This window comes from Alkalilimnicola ehrlichii (assembly GCF_003399765.1).
Classification (GTDB): domain Bacteria; phylum Pseudomonadota; class Gammaproteobacteria; order Nitrococcales; family AK92; genus AK92.
In genome coordinates this window covers 36715-54565 of the sequence record NZ_NFZV01000025.1, presented here as the reverse complement: position 1 = coordinate 54565, position 17851 = coordinate 36715, and the positions used below count along the sequence as shown (strand labels likewise).

General features: G+C 61.4%; 10 protein-coding genes. 5 read left to right on the top strand and 5 right to left on the bottom strand.

Translation table 11 applies throughout. The features are described from left to right. Positions 1 to 39: 39 nt before the first annotated feature. The 4 genes from CAI21_RS18470 to CAI21_RS18455 all read right to left on the bottom strand — a co-directional run bounded on the left by CAI21_RS18470 (position 40) and on the right by CAI21_RS18455 (position 11487). Entirely contained in the window at positions 40 to 8733 is an 8694-nt protein-coding gene (locus CAI21_RS18470; RefSeq protein ID WP_116303649.1) for a beta strand repeat-containing protein, read from the bottom strand. Next, positions 8661 to 10091 (bottom strand): leukotoxin LktA family filamentous adhesin, encoded by a 1431-nt coding sequence (locus CAI21_RS18465; protein WP_116303648.1) that lies wholly within the window; start codon positions 10089 to 10091, stop codon positions 8661 to 8663. The genes CAI21_RS18470 and CAI21_RS18465 overlap by 73 nt, the downstream gene beginning before the upstream one ends. Positions 10092 to 10328: 237 nt before the next feature. Then, on the bottom strand, positions 10329 to 11081 hold the full coding sequence (locus tag CAI21_RS18460) for a response regulator transcription factor (RefSeq protein WP_116303647.1): 753 nt from the start codon (positions 11079 to 11081) through the stop codon (positions 10329 to 10331). A gap of 169 nt (positions 11082 to 11250) precedes the next feature. Next, on the bottom strand, positions 11251 to 11487 hold the full coding sequence (locus tag CAI21_RS18455; RefSeq protein ID WP_116303646.1) for a hypothetical protein: 237 nt from the start codon (positions 11485 to 11487) through the stop codon (positions 11251 to 11253). Positions 11488 to 11708: 221 nt separating this feature from the next. Here CAI21_RS18455 and CAI21_RS18450 point away from each other — a divergent pair, with 221 nt between their 5' ends. Then, entirely contained in the window at positions 11709 to 12776 is a 1068-nt protein-coding gene (locus CAI21_RS18450; RefSeq protein ID WP_116303645.1) for an SDR family oxidoreductase, read from the top strand. A gap of 567 nt (positions 12777 to 13343) precedes the next feature. On the opposite strand, the gene CAI21_RS24215 is transcribed toward CAI21_RS18450, so the two are convergent. Further along, on the bottom strand, positions 13344 to 13487 hold the full coding sequence (locus CAI21_RS24215) for a hypothetical protein (protein ID WP_220348821.1): 144 nt from the start codon (positions 13485 to 13487) through the stop codon (positions 13344 to 13346). 59 nt (positions 13488 to 13546) lie between these two features. Between CAI21_RS24215 and CAI21_RS18445 the strand changes: the two genes are divergently transcribed. From CAI21_RS18445 to CAI21_RS18435, 4 genes are all read left to right on the top strand, one after another. After that, complete coding sequence (locus CAI21_RS18445) at positions 13547 to 15493, top strand: TonB-dependent copper receptor (protein WP_258868104.1); 1947 nt, start codon at positions 13547 to 13549, stop codon at positions 15491 to 15493. Positions 15494 to 15677: 184 nt separating this feature from the next. Beyond that, positions 15678 to 15977: a heparan-alpha-glucosaminide N-acetyltransferase domain-containing protein gene (locus CAI21_RS24210; RefSeq protein WP_220348819.1), complete on the top strand. Its 300-nt coding sequence runs from the start codon at positions 15678 to 15680 to the stop codon at positions 15975 to 15977. Continuing rightward, complete coding sequence (locus tag CAI21_RS18440) at positions 15923 to 16795, top strand: OpgC domain-containing protein (protein WP_220348816.1); 873 nt, start codon at positions 15923 to 15925, stop codon at positions 16793 to 16795. Before CAI21_RS24210 ends, CAI21_RS18440 begins: the two co-directional genes overlap by 55 nt. Further along, positions 16774 to 17850 carry a serine hydrolase gene (locus CAI21_RS18435; RefSeq protein WP_116303644.1) on the top strand — a complete coding sequence of 359 codons (1077 nt, stop codon included), beginning with the start codon at positions 16774 to 16776 and terminating at the stop codon, positions 17848 to 17850. Before CAI21_RS18440 ends, CAI21_RS18435 begins: the two co-directional genes overlap by 22 nt. Position 17851: the final 1 nt, after the last annotated feature.

The following is a 17851-nucleotide window of genomic DNA, read 5'->3' as shown; positions in this document are numbered from 1 at the left end:
CGGTGCCGATCGTTACCCGCTGGCCGACATCCAGATCGATTAGGGTAGTGCCGCGCGCGCCCCGGCGCCGCCGTAAGTCTTCGCGTCCACCGAGTTATTGATATCGGCTTCCGTATAGGCAGCGAGAATCATATCGCCCGGTGCCCGCAGCGTTGCTCCGTTGCCGATGCTGACCGAAGCCTCCAAGCCGTCCGGCGTCTCGAAAATGGATTCCGCCAAGGCCACGGCAACCGCGCCGCCGGCGTCGAGTTTGACCGAGTCTTCGATATCCAACACGTTGCCGGCCCGAATCACTAGGTCGCTGCCGTCGGTCCAGTCGCCGACCACCTGCACATCGGCCCGATTACCGACATTCGCCGCCGTATCGAGACTAACCGCCGTATAGCTGCGCGCCGCGGCCGCATCGAACACGCCGCCGGAACCGGAGCGCACGCTGCGCTCGCCGTCGTTCTGCTTACGTACCGTCGCCCGCGCCTGAATATCCATGTCGCGGGCATGGACGGTGGCGTTATTGCCGATGTCCACCTGCGTCTCGGCATTAACGCGGTTATCGGCCCAGGCGCCGCTCATACCGACCACGGCGGCCTGCGTGCTATCGACCTGCGCGTTGAAACGGCCGAGGTAGGTCGCATCGAGCGTCAGATTGTCCGCAAACAGTAAGCCTTGGTTGGCCAGGATGACCTCGGTCGAGGAGTTGTCGCGGGTGTTGGCCAAGGCCGCCGCACCGGCGACTACGCCCCCGCGCCCGGACACCGAGCCGGCAAAGTTGTTGGTTTCGGTATGGCCGCGCAACACCATGTCGGCACGCCCGTCGAGTTCGGCGCGACCGCGGAACACGGCCGACGTCACCCCGTTCGAACGGGCATTCGCCACATGGCCGCCAAGCGCCAATCCGCCGACTGTTACGCCGTTGGACTCGGCACGCACGGAGGAAGCATTGATTGCTTCCAGTGTCAGCGAGTCGCTGGCCGTCACCACGGCACCGTTGTGCACTCGGGCTCGGACTTCGGCATGGTGCTCGGCGTCGGCCACCGCCGCGTTGATACCCGCGAACTGGCCGCCGACTACGCCCTGGGCCTTGGCGGTGGCGGTAGTCCAGCTCGCACGACCGTCGCGATCGTCCGAACGGGCCTGCAAATGTAGCGCCCGCCCGCTCAGCCTGGCGCCGTTACGTACATCCAGGTTGGTGTTGGACGTCGTGCGCGCAGTCACCACGCTGGCGCCGGCGGACACCCCGCCCGATAAGGCTACACTCAAACTTTCCGCATACAGCTCCGGCAGATTCACCGCCAGCAGAGAAATATCGCGCCCAGCATCGATGCGCGTGTCCTGGCCGACATCGAGCGTCACCTCGGCGTCGTCCGATGCCACCACAACTGCTGCATTACCGGCGCCGACGAAGCCTCCCGAGGCGGCCTGCCCCACGACACGAGTGCTGCCGGCACTCTCCGCGCTCAGTACAACATCGCGCGTCGCGGTCAAATTGCGGTCTTGGAAGAGGTAGGTTCCGACGCTGCTGTTGCGCTCGCCGTAAGCCACCACGGCACCTGCCGCCCCGGCACCGATGTAGGCGCCGAGCGCCTTCACATCGATATCCATGGATTCTTCGGCTTGCGCGTTGATATCGCGAGCGCGGGTAATATCGCCGTTCAAGATAACGTTCACATCTTGATCGAGCGTCGCCACACTCACTGCCGCACCTAACCCTGCTCCCAGACCCGCCGCACCGGCAACCGTCCAGAGCTCAATAGCTGGGTCGCTGCCTAGTTGTTGCGAAACGGCCCGAATATCGACGTTGCCGTTGGCATGGACGCTAGCGCCGTTGTCGAGCCCGGCACTCACATTAGAGTACGAGAAAATCATACCCGCCGAGGCACCGACGCCGGCCGAGCCGCCGATACCGCCCGCACCGTTCGCCTGCAAAGCGCGCAAGGATTCGGTCGCCTTGACGTTAACGTTCCCCGCGCGCACGCTGCCGCCGTCGATCACGGCGATCGTCTCGTGATCCCGCGCGTTAGCACCGAACACGCCGGTGACATCGTAGCTGGCGCTCTCGTTTAAGGAAGCCTGCTCGTCATTGCCGAGAACGCCGCCGTCGAGCGCATCGCGGGTAACGATCTCGCCGGTCACCGGATCTTCGTACTCGATCAAGGTGTAACCGAGCTTATCGTTGCTACCGTAATCTTCGAACTGCGCCAGCGTGCCGTTGCCGTCTTTGTTCAGCTCATCGAGAATGTCTCTGCCGTCATGGCTGGTCGAGCCGTTGCCGAGCAACATGAGCGCGGCGCTGCCGCCGATACCGAAATGCGAACCGGCGGCACCGGCCACCGTGATCTGCTGCGCTTGCAGGCTGCGGTCGGCTTCGACATCGACATTACCCGACGTGCGAACGTCGCTATCGCGCAACGCGGCCTGCACCCGGCCCTGCGCCACCAGCACATTGGCGCTGGCACCCACGGCCAGATCGTTGAGGCTCAAGGCACCACCGCCGGCGAAGTTATCCACCCGGACGCTTTCCGTGGCATTGATGCGCAAGGATTGCGCCGCGCCGTTGCTGCCGTTATGCAAACGGGTGTTGTCAACTTCCGCCAACGTATCGTTGGTAATGATGTTGACCGCCGCCGAGCCGGCGACAGTGCCCGAGGCCCCGGCGCCTAACGCTGCGGTGTTGTTAAAGATCCGGCTATCGGTATCGGCATCGACCGTAACCGCGCCGGCGGTGCGAATCTCCGCCTGCTCCGACGCGCCGCGAATATAGGCAGCGGTAGTGCCGTCGATAAGGCCAACCGATGCCGCACCGGCACCGGCCACACCGCCCACCGCAATCCCGCCCGAATGGAGGTTAATAATGCGTTGGCTGGCCGCATCCACCGTGACCCCACCGGCTTCCACGGTGCTGTCTTCAATGCCGGCGACGGTATCGCCGCTTAGACTGACGGCACCCACCGTACCGGCGGCGGCAACCCCACCGCCGGCGACCGACAACAAAACGGCCGTCCCCTGCTGGGTGCTATTAGCGAGCACCTCGGTCTGGCCCAAGGTCGTTACGTCGGCATTCGACAGGCGGGCTTCGGTGGTACGGTCGATCACCGAGGTGTCGACCGCACCGCCGGCCGCCACCAACGAACCGGCGCCGGCCAGTAGATAATCCACCGTCAAAGCATGGCTGGAGGCGCCGATGCTCAGCGCCTGCGCCGCATCCGCCTCGCTCAGGTCACCGCCGTTAATGGTGGCGCCTTCGACGATGGCGCGGGTTGCACCGGAGACAACATTGACCGTGCCGGCCGCGCCGACAGCGCCAGAGCCCTTCGGATTTACGGAAACTGCCCCGGTGGCCGACACCGTACCCACCTGCTGCACCGACGTCGCTCGCACGGCAACCCCGTTGACCTCTTCCTGCGTCTCGCGCAAATCGGCGTACGGGTTGAACTCAAGCTCGGCGGCGAAGCCGTCGCCGTCCTCGCTCACCATGCCGTCGACGGCGTCGGCATCGTCGCCGGGGCCGGGGTTGGCGTTGCTGCGATTGAGCTCGCCGCTGTTGACCAGCATCGCATCGCCCTGCGCCAAGGCAGTGATTTCGGTGTCGTCGCCGTCGATCAAGGCGTCGGTCGTGCTATTGAGATAATTGACGATCGCACCGCCCGCACCGGCGAAGTACAAACCAAACGACGCGGTACCGCCAAGCGTCCGCACGACGTCGCGGTTCTCGGCGGTGATGCCGACATTATTAAGCGCGAACACGTCGGCATCGCCGCTGCCACCGGTGGCGTCGCGGCCGATATGGGCACGCGTTGCGGTGGTCACGACATTGACCGCCGTCGCTCCGGCAACGCCCGCTTTGCCGCCGACCGCACCGCTAGCCGAAGCGGTGTGAATATCCGCCTCGGACAGCGCATCGACACGGACGTCGTAGGCGTTGAACGTATTGCCGTCGTTACCGACGAGATACGCATTAATCGAATTGCCGACGTTATTGACGGCCGCGGAGGCCCCTATCCCGACACTGCCGCCTCCCTGTGCGGCACCGGCGATGGAGCGAATCGCCGAACTATCCACGGCTTGCACTAAGGTGGTTTGGCTGTCGTGCTCGGAGCTACTGCCGCGAATCCCGGCTTCCACGCTCGATTGGATGACATTGGTCGTCACACTACCGCCGACACCGGCGGTACCGCCCACGCCGCCGGACGCGGCAATGCTGTCGATACTGCCGACAAGCTCCGCCCGCACCGTAATGCTGTCGTCCACACTCAGGCGGCTGTGCTCGATCACCGCCCGTCGGCTGTTTAACAAGGTGTTGACCGTCGTCGCCGCGCCCACCGCTGCGGTGCCGGCGCCCTGCACATTGCCGGCCAGGCTGGCGATTGTGTGTTCGCCGGAATCGGCTTTGACATTGAGGGAATCGGCAATCACCGTGCTGTTCAGCAACAGCGCGGACTCGGTGCCTTCGATAGTGTTGACCGAGGCCGAGCCGCCCACCGCTGCCGTGCCGGCCCCGCCGCCGGAGGCGGCCGCGGTACGAATGGTCTGATTGCCGCCGCTTAAGATATCGACCGTGTCGCCTGCCTCAATATGCGCCCCATCGACGCGGGCAATGCGGTCCATGGACATGGTATTAACCGAGGAAGCCAACCCCAAAGCCGTGGTACCGGCACCCTGCACGTTACCCGCCAGGGTGTTAATCGTGAGGTTATCGCCGCTAACGTCGACGGATACAGAATCCGCCTTCAGCGAACCGCCGTCGATTGCCGCCAAGCTATGACCGGCGATGGTGCCGGTCACCACCGAGGCTCCGGCCGCCACTTTACCGCCACCGCCCCCGGCGACGGCGACACTGGAGATCTCGCCGTTGTAACGCGCCGCGACCGTAGCATCCCCGCTTAGCTCAACCGTGCTGTCGGCCAGTACGGCTTCGCGCTCGCTACTGATAGTGTTAACCGAGAACGCCGCGCCGATTGCCGTACCTTTGCTGAAACTGACATTACCGGCGCCGCCGAAAATTTGCCCTTCGTCCAGATCGGCATCGCCGACCTCGATATTCATGTGGCGGGCTTCGACGGTGCTGTCGCTGACGCGCGCGTAGGTCCGGTCGACCAGGGTCGTCACGTTAAGCGAGCCGCCGATTCCGGCCGCCCCGGTACCGACCACGCCGCCGGCCGCGGCGGACAGCACTTGTGCCTGACGGGCGGCACGCACGTCGAGGTCGCCTTCAAGCTCAAGCGTCGCGCCGTCTATCTCGGCCACTGTTTGCGCCGCCAGGGAAGAGTCCACTTGCTCCTCGTCGCCCAAACCGCCGGTGAGATTGAACGAGACGGCCGCCCCAGCCGCGGTTTTGGTGGAAAACGCAACATTACCGGCGAAAGATAGAATCGAGCCGCTGGTGATGGCCGCAACGTCCAAATCGCGCGCTTGGATAAAGCTGTTATCCCCGTGAATCCGGGCCTCGGTAATCCCCTGCAGGACGTTGGCGCTCACCGAACCCATGCCGGCAAACTTGCCGGAGGTAACGCCGCCGCCTACCGCCAGCCCCAGAATGGCGCTGGTATCGCGCGCCGCCACCTCGACATCGCCCCCTGTCATGACGCTGGAGCCGTCGATCTCGGCGGTGTAACGGTTGGCGATACGATTAAAGACCATCGACAGCCCGACGTTATCGGCCTTCCCGGCCTGAATCGCGCCGGCCACACCGATGATCGCACTACCGCTGCCGGCGATATCGGCAAAATCTTCCGGCAACTCGGGATTGCTGGCAGTGAAATCGACATCGCTATCGCCGATGTCGGAAGTCAAGGCATCGAGCTCGGGCGCCGACTCGGCATCGCTGGCGACGACGGTCACATCGCCGGCGGCCTCGATACGGCTACCGTTACCGGCTTCGTCCGTACCGATCGAGGCTTCCAACGTGTTGCCGATGAGGTTGAACACCAAGCTGCCGGCCAGGCTTGCGCTGTCGTCCTCGGTGCTTATGCCAAGCACGGCACCGCCGCCGATAATACGATTTTGTGCCAATGCTTGTACGCTGAGCGCATCGATGTGGGTAATCTCGCTGCCTTCGATGCGTGCGGAAGTCGTATTACCGATGTTGGAGAGGCTGAGCGCGGCGCCGAAACCGCCTTTGCCGCCGGCGAACAGCGCACCGCCGCCGGTGGCGATACGGGTGCGGTCGTAAGCGGTAACATCGACATCGGTTGCCGCCTCGTCGGCACCGGTAATGGTGCTGCCGGCGACCAAGGCAGTCGTCTGATTCGCCGTCCAGTTCACCGAGCCGGAACCGGCCGCGGTCATGCTTTTATCGCCGGAATTCGAACCGGACGCTTCGACCGCCAGCCCCAACCCCACAGCGACCTGATCGCCCGCGCTCATGGCCTGTACGCGAACGGCGCCGGCATCCTCCAACGTGCTGTCGAGCACGGCGGCTTCGGTGTCGTTCTGCAACACGTTAATCGCCACCGAGCCGGCGAGCGCGGCCTTGAAATCGTCCTGATCGGACGGGTTGCCGGCCTTCACTAGAGAACCGGCGCCGGCGGTGCTGAGCATTAAGGTTTCGTTGAGCGCGCGGACCGTCGTATCGACCGCGACGTCCTCGTCGCGCGAGCGCACCGTCACCCCCTCCAGGGTGCTACGGGTTTCCTGACGAGCGAGATTAATGCCGACACTGCCGGTCGCCGCCAGATCGACATCCGGACCTTTGCTTTGGGCATTGTCACCCGAGGAGGCATCCGGCGTGCCGCCGTTATCCGCTTTCTTACCGCGAATATCGTCCACCGCCAAATCGAGCAGCGGGATGTTCTCGGCCAGATCGGCGGCTTTGTTACGGATGCCTTCGACCTTGCCGTTGAGTTTTTCTTTGCTCCGGTCGACGAAGCCTTTCTTGTTGGGGTCGCTGTTGGTAACCGCCGCACCGGCCACCGCAAAGGTGCCGGCTTGCCCTTCGGTCAGGGCGCCGACCTCGAGCGTATTCACGGCGATCACGCCCGGCTCGGCGCTCGTTACCGGGTTATCCGGATCGTGGAAGGGGCTGTCGGCGCGGTTGTCGCCGATTTGGGCACGGGTCACCGTCACCAGATCGTTGACCGCGATGCTGGCCCCGGCGCCAATGTTCTCGCTCACACCCAAAGCGCCGGCTGTCGTCCACACGGCCAGGGTCTCATGGGCGTTCAATCCCAAACGCTCGGCCTGCAAATCGACCGTGTTGGAAATCGTCGCCGCCGTTTCGGCATTAACGCGCGAAATAGCAAAGGTGCCGTTACCGGCCAAGCCGTCGGCATTACCGGCACTGGGGCTAATGGCGACGAACTGATGGAAGGATTCCGCCTCGACATCGACGGCTTCGGCGCGAATCGTCACACCTTCGCCGATACCGGCCACCGCGCGGCTGTCGTATTGATTCCAAAGGAAAGAGCCGCCGAGCGCGGCGGAGTTGCCATCGCCCGCACCGCCGGTACCGAAGACCTTGAGCCAGTCAAAATTACCGGCAACGTTGATGCTCGCGGCGCGGTTGGTTGCGCTCACCGCCAGGGGCGCACTCCAGGCCCAATCCCGCTCTTCGGCCAGCGCGGTCGTCCAGCCGCTATCGTCCGGCGCCCGTGTCTCGATCACCGCGCCGTCGCCGATCCAGGCTTGGCTATTCTGATCGACATTAAAGAAGTTGACGGAGCCGGCCACCGCCAGGTTCTCGGCATTGCCGGTGCTATTCGCCGTGCTGGTGAATACCTCGTCGGGCAAATCGCCCATCAACTCCTTGGCGTTACCAAGCCAGGAGAAAATATCCTGCACATCCGCCCAGGGCGTGAAGGCGGAGAAGATATCGCCAAGTTCGCCGCCCAACTCCTCGGCCGGGGCGGCGTTCAACGGCAGCAAGGTTTCCGCGCCGACACCGACTCGCTGGGCGTTAATGTTAACGCCGTTGCCGATCGTCGCTACCGCGTTGTGACGGTGGTTAGCGACGTTGATCGCAAGGCTCGTGGTGACATTGGTATTGCCCGCTTCGCCGTCGCCGTCTTTCGTCTTAGCCGCCACCGAACTCAGCGCGGAGTTACGCACGCCGCTGTCTTCGACCCGCGCCACCACGGCGACATCGCCGTCGGCCTCGATCGTGGTACCATCGAGAATCTGCGCCCGGCTGGTTTGCGAACTGTCGGCAATCGCCAACGAACCGGCCAGCTTGAAGTAATCGCCGATGCCCGAACCGTCGCTGCCCTCGCTCCCTTCGCCGCCGTCGTCGCCACCGCCGAGGTTAACGCCCTCGCCGATGCCGGCGATTTTCTCTAACAAGGCTTGGCCTTGCTCGGCGGCAAATTCCTGGATGGCCTCCTGCGCGCCTTCGCTACTCTCGCCGTCGGCGGATTCGTTCGGCTCTTCCTGCTGGGCGATTTTGCTCACGGCTTGGGTGACGTTGGCGTCGGTCAACGTCTCCGCTACGACCGTTACATCATTCACTCCGATCAAGTCGGCGCCTAATAACGCCTCGGTTTCGCTGCCAACCCACGACAATGCAAAGCTCACGCCTGCCACACCGTTGTCGGCATCCACGCCTACCGTCGACTGGGTGGTAAAGCTATTCTCCGTATCGGCACGCACCGCCACATCATGGGCGCTAATCTGCGCCCCCCGGTCGACCAATGCCTGTGTACGCGTATCGACATAGGTCACGCTGATCGCGTTCAGCGCCTCGCCTTCGGCGTTATCCGTCGGCTTGGCTTGGTTGACGACGCTATTGCGGCTACTGGCCTGCACCTCAAAATCGCCGCCGCGTCGACGCCGGCGCCCTCATGCGCCTGCACACGGGTGTCGCCGCCAAGGTAAGCGGCACTGACGGACAAACCAATGCCTTCGAGCTCGTTCCACTGCCCGACCAGGTTGATCTCGCGAGTCGCCTCGGCACTTAGCCGAACATCGCCGCTCGCCTCAAGGCTGGCGCCGTTCAGAATATCGACCTCGGCATCGGCGGTTACGAAGGCGCCGGACTTCCAGATATCGCTGGCATCGCCCAATAACAACTCGGCGGCTTCCTCGCCCAACTCGGCGAGAAAGCTATCGCCCATCCCGAGCAAATCCGCCAACGACGCTTCGTCGACATCGGGCAACTCCATATCGACCCGCGCCCGCGTCTCGGCGCGCACGTCGATATCGCGCCCTTTGAGACTGCCGGCGATGCTCACCCGCGCATTCGCATCGGCAATACCGAACGGCGTTTCCTGCTCGGCACGGGCCACTAACCGAATATCGCCCTGCTCGCCCCGGCTGTTAGCCACCGAATGCAGCTCGGCATTTTCGTCGACGGTAATCGAATGGCGCGCACCGATCACGATGGAACCTTCCTCCACCGCAGCAAAATCGGCGTGCTCCAAGCCCTCGGTATTAACGCTGGCTTCGAATAAGGTGCCCTGGGTTTCGGGCGTGGCGGCGTGCAGTTGACCGGCGATTCGCACATCGACACTGCTCAGGCGAATCGCGCCGAGCGCGTTGATATTGCCGTCCACCCGCACTTCCGCACCTTCGGCAAGCGGGGCCGCGCCCAACAAGAGCTGCTCGAACGGGGCCTCGTCGGTCACTTGGCCGCCCTGGAAGCGGTCCAACATCTGGTCCATGAAGTCGTGACTGGGCGTTGTTAGCATCAAACTGCCGACATTCAGCACGCCCGACTGGCCGACCACAATACCGTGCGGGTTGGCGAATATCACGTCGCCGCCGATCTGGCCGCCTTTCAAGCTGTTGACGACACCGTAAATCTCGGACTGCGAACCATGAACCAGATTAATCAGGCGTAAGGTATGCTCCGGCAGGTGCAAATCGACCGTGTCGCCCGCCGCGACGCGGAACGCCTCGAAGGAGTTAAACCCGCTACTGCCTCTAACGGTACCGGTTTCGACCCGGAAACGGTTGCCGTTTTGATCGACAGAGGTATTGGTGCGGCCGTCCGTAACCAACTCCGTCTGTCCGGGCCCGGCCCAAACGCCGACCGGGGCGGTCGTCGCTGCGATGGCAGAGAGAATGGCGGCTTTGGTTGGATGCAACCGAAACCGTGCTCCCCCCGTGTGGTGAAAACGCCCGTGGATACGCTGTTGACTGCTGCCGATTTGCTTATTGTTCATTGTCCGCCTTGACCGCCGGTTCCTATTACTGAAGTGTCGAACTGTGACCGGCTCGACACCTCCAAGCAGTCAATAAGGTTATGCTGAAAAGCAATCCTATCCAATAGACGGGGGTTCACGTACATGTGAACGCCTGTTCACATGTCTCTTGTATTCTCTACAGCCGCAGACATAAGCATAGCGGCGACACCCGACATGCCGTCAGATATCGCCGCTACACAATGGTTTGCACTCGGCTCAGTCCGCCGCTAACCGATACCCCACCCCATGCACCGTCTGAATCAGCGCAGGCCTGGCGGGGTTCGCTTCGATTTTACGTCGCAAGCGACGCACCAATGTATCGACCGAGCGTTCGTCGACATCGTGTACGTCCCGCTTACTGATAATGCTCAGCAAACGTTCGCGACTCATCGGGCGGCCTTTACTGGCCAATAACGCAGCCAGTAACGCCATCTCGCCGCCGGTCAAGGGAACCGGCTCGCCGCGATTATCGGATAACCGGCGGTGGATGAGATCCAAGGTATAGCCACAAAAGCTATAAACCGGCGTACCCCCACTGCTACGCGCCGTATCTCGACGCCGCAGGACACTCCGGACTCTTGCTAAGATCTCCCGTAACTCAACCGGTTTACAGATATAGTCGTCGGCGCATAACTCCAGAGCCGCAACTCTGTCGAAAGGCGAGGTACGTTGTGTGACAAACATGATCGACGTACCGTAGTTCTCGCTAGCTTCCAACGCCAGACTCAGACCGTCGGCGTCAGGCAAGTCCACTTCGAGAATCGCCAAAGACGGTACGGCTTGCTCTAAATGTTTTTGAAAATCGGCCCCCGACTTCACCTCCTGAACGTGATAACCCTCTCGATACAAATACCCCGCTACGGACAAACGAAACTCGTCCGCAGGGTCGACAAGAACAATGTCGACCTCATTTTCACATCGATTTCCCCCTGGTACTTCCGGTGCGTCCGTACAGTGAGGGCGCCCCAACCCGACGCCACATCACGTCACTACTATATGCCAGGGTTGAGGAAGATGTGAATCGACTTGTCTCCGATCAACGACAGAAGAGCAGGTATTGCTGTAGGGGAAAGGCTGCGGCAGCAGGCCGAAAAACCGCTTCCGAAATCGCTGCGCGAGACGTTTTTCACTTTTAAAATCAGGCCGATAAACGTTCCAAGACAGAATTCGAGTCGCCCGCCACGCCCCACTCGCCTAAGCGCGTTTCTCCCGGCCGGTGAATACGGCGGTCAAGCCGTACCCGGGTGGGCCGTTCGGCGCCACCTTCCGTTTGCAGAATAACCGCAAGCAAGCGCTCGCCGTCGGCCGGTCGCTTAACGATAACGACGCCTCGACCAATCACAACCTGCACGTCGTTAGTATTTCTTCGGGCCATACCAGCCTCCATCGCCTTCGTACTTCGCTGCTGTGTGCAGTCTTTTTCTTTTGGTTATATATCCCTGCCCCTGCGATCAAGCAGGATTAAGAATCTTCTTATAAAGATTATCGGTAAGGCACCGAAAAACCTGACAGCCTGTCACGAACACCCCCTTGCGAGGCTCCGCCAATCGCCGCACATCGACTACAAGCCCTCACTGCGCAGATCAGGATATCGCCATGAAATCGAAACCGATTCTGAAGCCGCTACATGAACAAACCGTGGTCATTACCGGCGCTAGCAGCGGCATCGGTTTAGTGACGGCACGGCGACTCGCCCAGCACGGCGCTAAAGTCGTTCTCGCCGCACGGAACGAGACGGCGCTAAAAGACTTAACCGAGGAGTTGCAGCACAAAGGTTGCCAAGCCATTTACGTCGTGACCGACGTCGGCAACGAGAAGGACGTACAACAGTTAGCCAAAACCGCCATCAAACACTTCGGCGGCTTCGATACCTGGATCAACAACGCGGCGGTATCGATCTACGGCAAAGTCGAGCAGGTTTCCATTGAAGACCAACGTCGTTTGTGGGACACCAATTACTGGGGAGTTGTCTACGGCTCGCGAATAGCCTGCGAACACTTGCGCGTCCATGGCGGCAAATTAATCAATATTGGCAGCGCCTTATCCGAACGCGCCATTCCGATCCAAGGCATCTACAGCGCATCCAAAGCCGCCGTCATGGGCATTACCGACGCCCTTCGTATGGAATTGGAGCAGGAACGTGCCCCGATCTCCGTAACCCTGATAAAACCCGGAGCGATCGACACCCCTTACAAAGAACACGCCGCCAACTACCTCGATACCGAAGGGCAAAATCCGCCGCCGGTGTACGCACCCGATACGGTCGCCGACGCGATCCTACACGCCTGCACCACCGACGTACGCGATGTGGTAGTCGGTGCCGGCGGCAAAGCGCTCACAACCTTAGGCAACGTCGCGCCTCGACTCATGGACCTTACCATGTCGCGTTTAATGCCTTACCTACAGCGCACGAATAAACCCTCGCTCGGCGTCAGCAAAGGCAGCCTTTACGAGCCCCAGCAGGACGGCCAGGAGCGCAGCGACTACCCGTTTGTGTTGGAACGCAGCCTCTATACCGACCTCGTTCACCATAAAGCCGCCACTGCGGCCATGACGGTACTCACCACGGCAGCCTTGATCTATGGCACCGGCAAAGCGCTGGAAAACCGAACCCGCCGTCTCTCTAAGCGTTTGCCCCTACCGACGCGCAGTCGCCAACCCTAAGCGATTCGCTAGCTAAATCGGCTATAATGCGCGCCAGCGGCAACCACTAGAAATCGCCGCCCAAGTATCGTTATGTTATAACGATTTCCAACAACATACAGATGACATAGCTCCGTTACGAGGTTGATCAAAATCAAAGCACGGGGCAAGCGCACATCCCACACTAAGCGTATTGACGGCAGTCTGCCGTTCGCTATACATCGAGAGAAACGTGCATTGGGTAGATAGAAAACGGCGAAGATTCAGCCTCTGGCTCCTGCCGGCCGCCATCGCCATGCTGTTTCTACCGCTCTTGCACGCGGCGCACGCAACACACCCGCCACCCCAGACCGACCCAAGCTGCTCTCATTCGGCAGCGCATACGGGCCATGCGGCCACTGTAAGCGCAACCATCGACCACCATGACAGCGGCTTACACGAGTACTTAAGCTGCGAATGCTTAGTCTGCAAGCTGCTGCAACTTCCCGTCGTCGCGACTGAGTTACCTCGCCCTGCCGATCTAAGCTCAGCCACGACTCAACACATTGCCAACCTCGCAGGCACTGGCTACCGAACCCGAGCTTTCCTTCACCCTCCTGGCCGTGCCCCGCCCAGCGCATAACCCACCACGTCTTTAACCAAAATGCGTTCGTCGCCTCCGCGGCCTGCCACCAACGTGACCGGCAAGGCCCAAGTGTGGCTAACAAGAATGATCTGTTGGCGCAAAAGCATCGCGCTGCGCCATCGCAGGCGCCCCTGCGCGCCTGAAATAGAAAAAGAGGACGATGCTCATGATGAGCCCTTATCGTTTCGTAGTACCCCCCGTAGTGGGCCTATTGACGACAGGCGCCTTCACAAGCGCCTTGGCTGAGGAGCACGCTCGGCTAGCACCGGTCGTTATTACCGCCCCCGGCATGATCGATGCCGGCCGCATAGAGACCGACCCCAAACAACCGCGCCTACCCTTACCGGCTCACGACGGCGGCTCTTACCTAAAATCCATTCCCGGTTTCACGACTAGCCGCAAAGGCGGCACCAGCGGCGATCCGGAGCTGCGAGGCTTGGGCGGCTCCAGGCTGCGGCTGCAACTCGATGGAAGCGAAATTCTTGGCGGCTGCGCCGGCCGAATGGACCCGCCCACCGCGTACGTCTATCCGGAATCTTACGACCGCATCGAGATCATCAAAGGCCCGCAAAGCGTACGCTATGGGAGCAGCGCCGCCGGTGTGGTGAGATTCGAGCGAGACACGCCTCGCTTCGACGAGCCCGATGTGCGCGGGCAGATCAGCACTACCGTCGGCAGTTTCGACCGTAACGATCTGATGGCCGACATAAGCGCCGGCGACCAAACCGGCTACACGCGCCTGATCGGCACTGTCTCCCGGCAAGACAACTACGAAGACGGCGACGGCCAAACGGTCCATTCCGAATACCAACGCTGGAGCACGACCGCCATCCTCGGCTGGACGCCTTCCGAACGCACCAGCATCGAATTCAGCTACGATCGCAGCGACGGCCAAGCCGCTTATGCCGACCGGGGCATGGACGGCACCCTATTCGACCGCACCGGCTATCAACTGGTCGCTCGCCATTACGATCTAACGCCTTGGCTGGCAGAGGTCGAAGCACGTGCTTACTACAACCACATCGACCACGTAATGGATGAGTTCCGGCTACGCGAGGGTATGCGGCGGGCCATGAACCCGGACCGCCGCCTGCGTGGCGGCCGCTTAAATGTCGCCTTAATCCCGACCGAGAACACTTGGCTTACGGTCGGTGCCGATTATCTCGACGATAGGCACCGCACCCGTATGGCGATGCAGGAGCAAGCCTCTAGTTTTGCCGGCATCCCGCGCCAAGACACGGCGGAATTCGAACAGTACGGCGTTTTTGCCGAGCTAGAGCATACGCTCACGTCGCAGGATCGTTTCACCTACGGGCTGCGAGCCGACCGTAACGAAGTCACCGAACTCCGGACGCCGGCCCAGGCAAGCGACAGCAACACGCTATGGAGCGGCTTTGCCCGTTATCAACGCGATCTGCGGCTAATGCCGTTATCGACGTATATCGGAATCGGCCGAGCCGAGCGCGCCCCCGATTTCTGGGAACGCAATAGACGTTTCGATATCGACAGCGAAGTATTGAACCAAGTGGATGTCGGCGCCGGTTTTCGCAGCGGTAGCTTTCAAGCCAATGCGAGCTTGTTCTACGGTGTCTTCGACGATTACATCCTGATCGACTACCGTGACGGCGGCGAAGGCGCTATCAATATCGACGCCACCCAATACGGGGCGGAATTCGACGCCACTCTCCAACTCACCGCCACGTTGAGTACGACGGCAACCCTCAGCTGGGTTCGTGCCACCAACGACACCCACAACCGGCCATTGGCACAAACTCCGCCGCTTGAGGGCTCGCTAAGCCTCGACTACAACGGCAGTCGCTACTTTGCCGGTGCGGTAGCTCGGGGCGTCACCCGGCAAGATCGTATCCATCCGGGATTCGGCACCATCTACAGCGTAGACGGCGACGAAACCCCAGGCTTCGGCACGATGTCGTTCTACGGCGGCTATCGCCTCACGCCACAGATAACCGCCACCGCAGGCGTCGACAATCTATATGACCGCGCCTATGCCGAACACATCCAACGCAGCGGCGGCGGCTACCTAACCCCGGCAGACACCCCGATTAACGAACCGGGTCGCACCCTGTGGGCAAGGATATCGGCAACGTTCTAGCAGCAGGCTGCTATGGCAATCCGGGGTTTGTTTAAACCCGCATTAACCCGCAACCAGCGCCGGCGGCTTTTCCCGCCGCCGGCACTGCCCTGACAGCCGCCACGGGTGGTGAAACAGCTGCCTAACCCCCAGCTTTAGTTATCGATTATCAACATCTGTGAACTATAAGCGAGGGCGGTCCGGCATGTCGGGAGCGGTGGGTGTGCAAGCGCGCCAAGTCTTCCCCGTAGGTGCCCATAATGGCCGAATCCGAGCCATCGACTGGGCACGCGGAGCGGCCGTCAGCCTGATGATCGTCAGTCACGGCGTTAACGGCCTGCTTTCTTTCGACCAGATACCGATCTGGCACATGGTGCCGGTGCACCTGGTCACCAAAATATCGTCATCCCTCTTCATTCTGGTATTCGGGGTCGCATTAGCAGTGGCTTTTTGCCTCACGTCGGCACCGCAGACTGGCCGCGCCGACGGCTCAAGCTACTGCTGACCGGCGTGATCATACTATTCTGGTACAAACTGCTCACCGTGGTCGAAATGTCGCACCTGTTCGAGCCGGAAGACATCGTCAATGCCCTGCTCTACCAGAGTTTCCCCTCCTATGTGGAGATCCTCGGTTTCTACGCCATCGCCTTGTTGTGGGTGCCGTTTTTCCTACCGCTATGGAAGCGCATGGCTTTACCATTGCGCATCGCCAGCCCCGTCGTCATGGTAGGGCTATGGTATTACCTCTATCACCACTTCCATTTCTGGAATAACGAACCGCTGCAAGCCCTACTCGTCGAACACGAGGATCACTACACCTGGGGGCAGCTCGCCCGCGGCCCCTTGATCCTCGTCGGGCTTTTGCTCGGTGAACTGATCGCCCGCTACTACCGCAAGCCGCTCGCCCGCCGCGTACTCGCAGGCAGCATCGCGGCGGCATCCGCTGTGCTGATCGTGATTTTTCTCGGCCTTGCCGGCACCGATCTACCACAGGAATTGATGGCCATCGCCCGCAACCAGGGCAAACATCCGCCGGAGCTTATGTTCATGTTATTCAGCGTTGGCGGTGCGCTGTTCGTACTCGCACTGGCTGTGCTTGGAGCTGAGAAATTGGCCACAGCATTAAAACCGATAACCGTAATAGGCTCGGATGCACTAAAGGCCTTTTACTTTCACATCATCGTCATCTTCGTAGGCTTTCGTTATCTGCTCGATTACTTTCATTCGGTCTCCTACGCCTACGCTATGACGCTGACCCTACTCCTGTTACTCGCAACCGCCTTATGGATACAACTCACCGCATGGATTCGAGCCAAAACCTAAGCCGCCCGTTACGCCTTCTGGTTATTGCCCTACTGTTTAGCGTCTTCGCCAGTAACGCAGCGGCCACCGCGCCCGACTGGAAACAGCGCCTGGAACAACGGCTAATAGAAATCGACACCGATTATCCCGGCGAGCTGGGCGTTTATGTACAAGACCTCACCACCGGCGACGCCGTCTCCTTCCGGGGCGAGCAATCGTGGTACTTGGCCTCCGGCATCAAAGTGCCCGTAGCGATCGAAGTCATGCGCCGCATCGAGCAAGGCGAGTTTTCGCTGGACACGACGCTGCGCCTGCTCTCCAGCGACTACGTCGACGGCGCCGGCGAAACCAACTGGCACCCGCCCGGCACGGAACTTAGCGTGCGCTTTCTCTTGGAGCAGATGCTCGTCCGCAGCGACAACACCGCCACCGACGTGTTGATCCGCCAAGTCGGCTTGGACGCCGTCAATAACGCCGCGCGCCAACTCGCACCCGAAGGCCTGGGCGAAATAACCACCCTGGCCGACGTCCGGCGTCATGCCTACAGCGCGTTCCACGAAAGCGCCTTTACCCTGCAAGCGAAAGACTTTCTGGCCCTACGGCAAGCCAACCAAGAGCAGGAACGAATCGCACTGCTGGCCACCATCTTGGACGTGGAGCCGACCGACTTTGCCGTCGCCGATTTACGCACCGCCTTCGAACGTTACTACGCCACCAATCTCAACGGTGGCCAGCTCACCGCCTTTAGCACGCTGCTCGCCGCCCTGGCCCAAGGCCAAGCGCTAGGAGCCGACGGCACCGCTTACCTCATGGACGTGCTAAGCCGGATCCAAACCGGCGATCGCCGCATCAAGGCCGGCCTACCGGAATCCGTGCGTTTCGCGCATAAAACCGGCACCCAATACGCACGTACCTGCGACATGGGCGTGGCGACAGTGGCCGCCAACGGCCGGCGCATCGTCATCGCCGCCTGCACTCGCGGCGAACTCTCGCGTGCCCGCTCGGAAGCAGCGTTACGCGCCGTGGGCAAAGCAGTCACCGAATCCGGTGTATTCCAAATAACCGCTGCCACCTGAG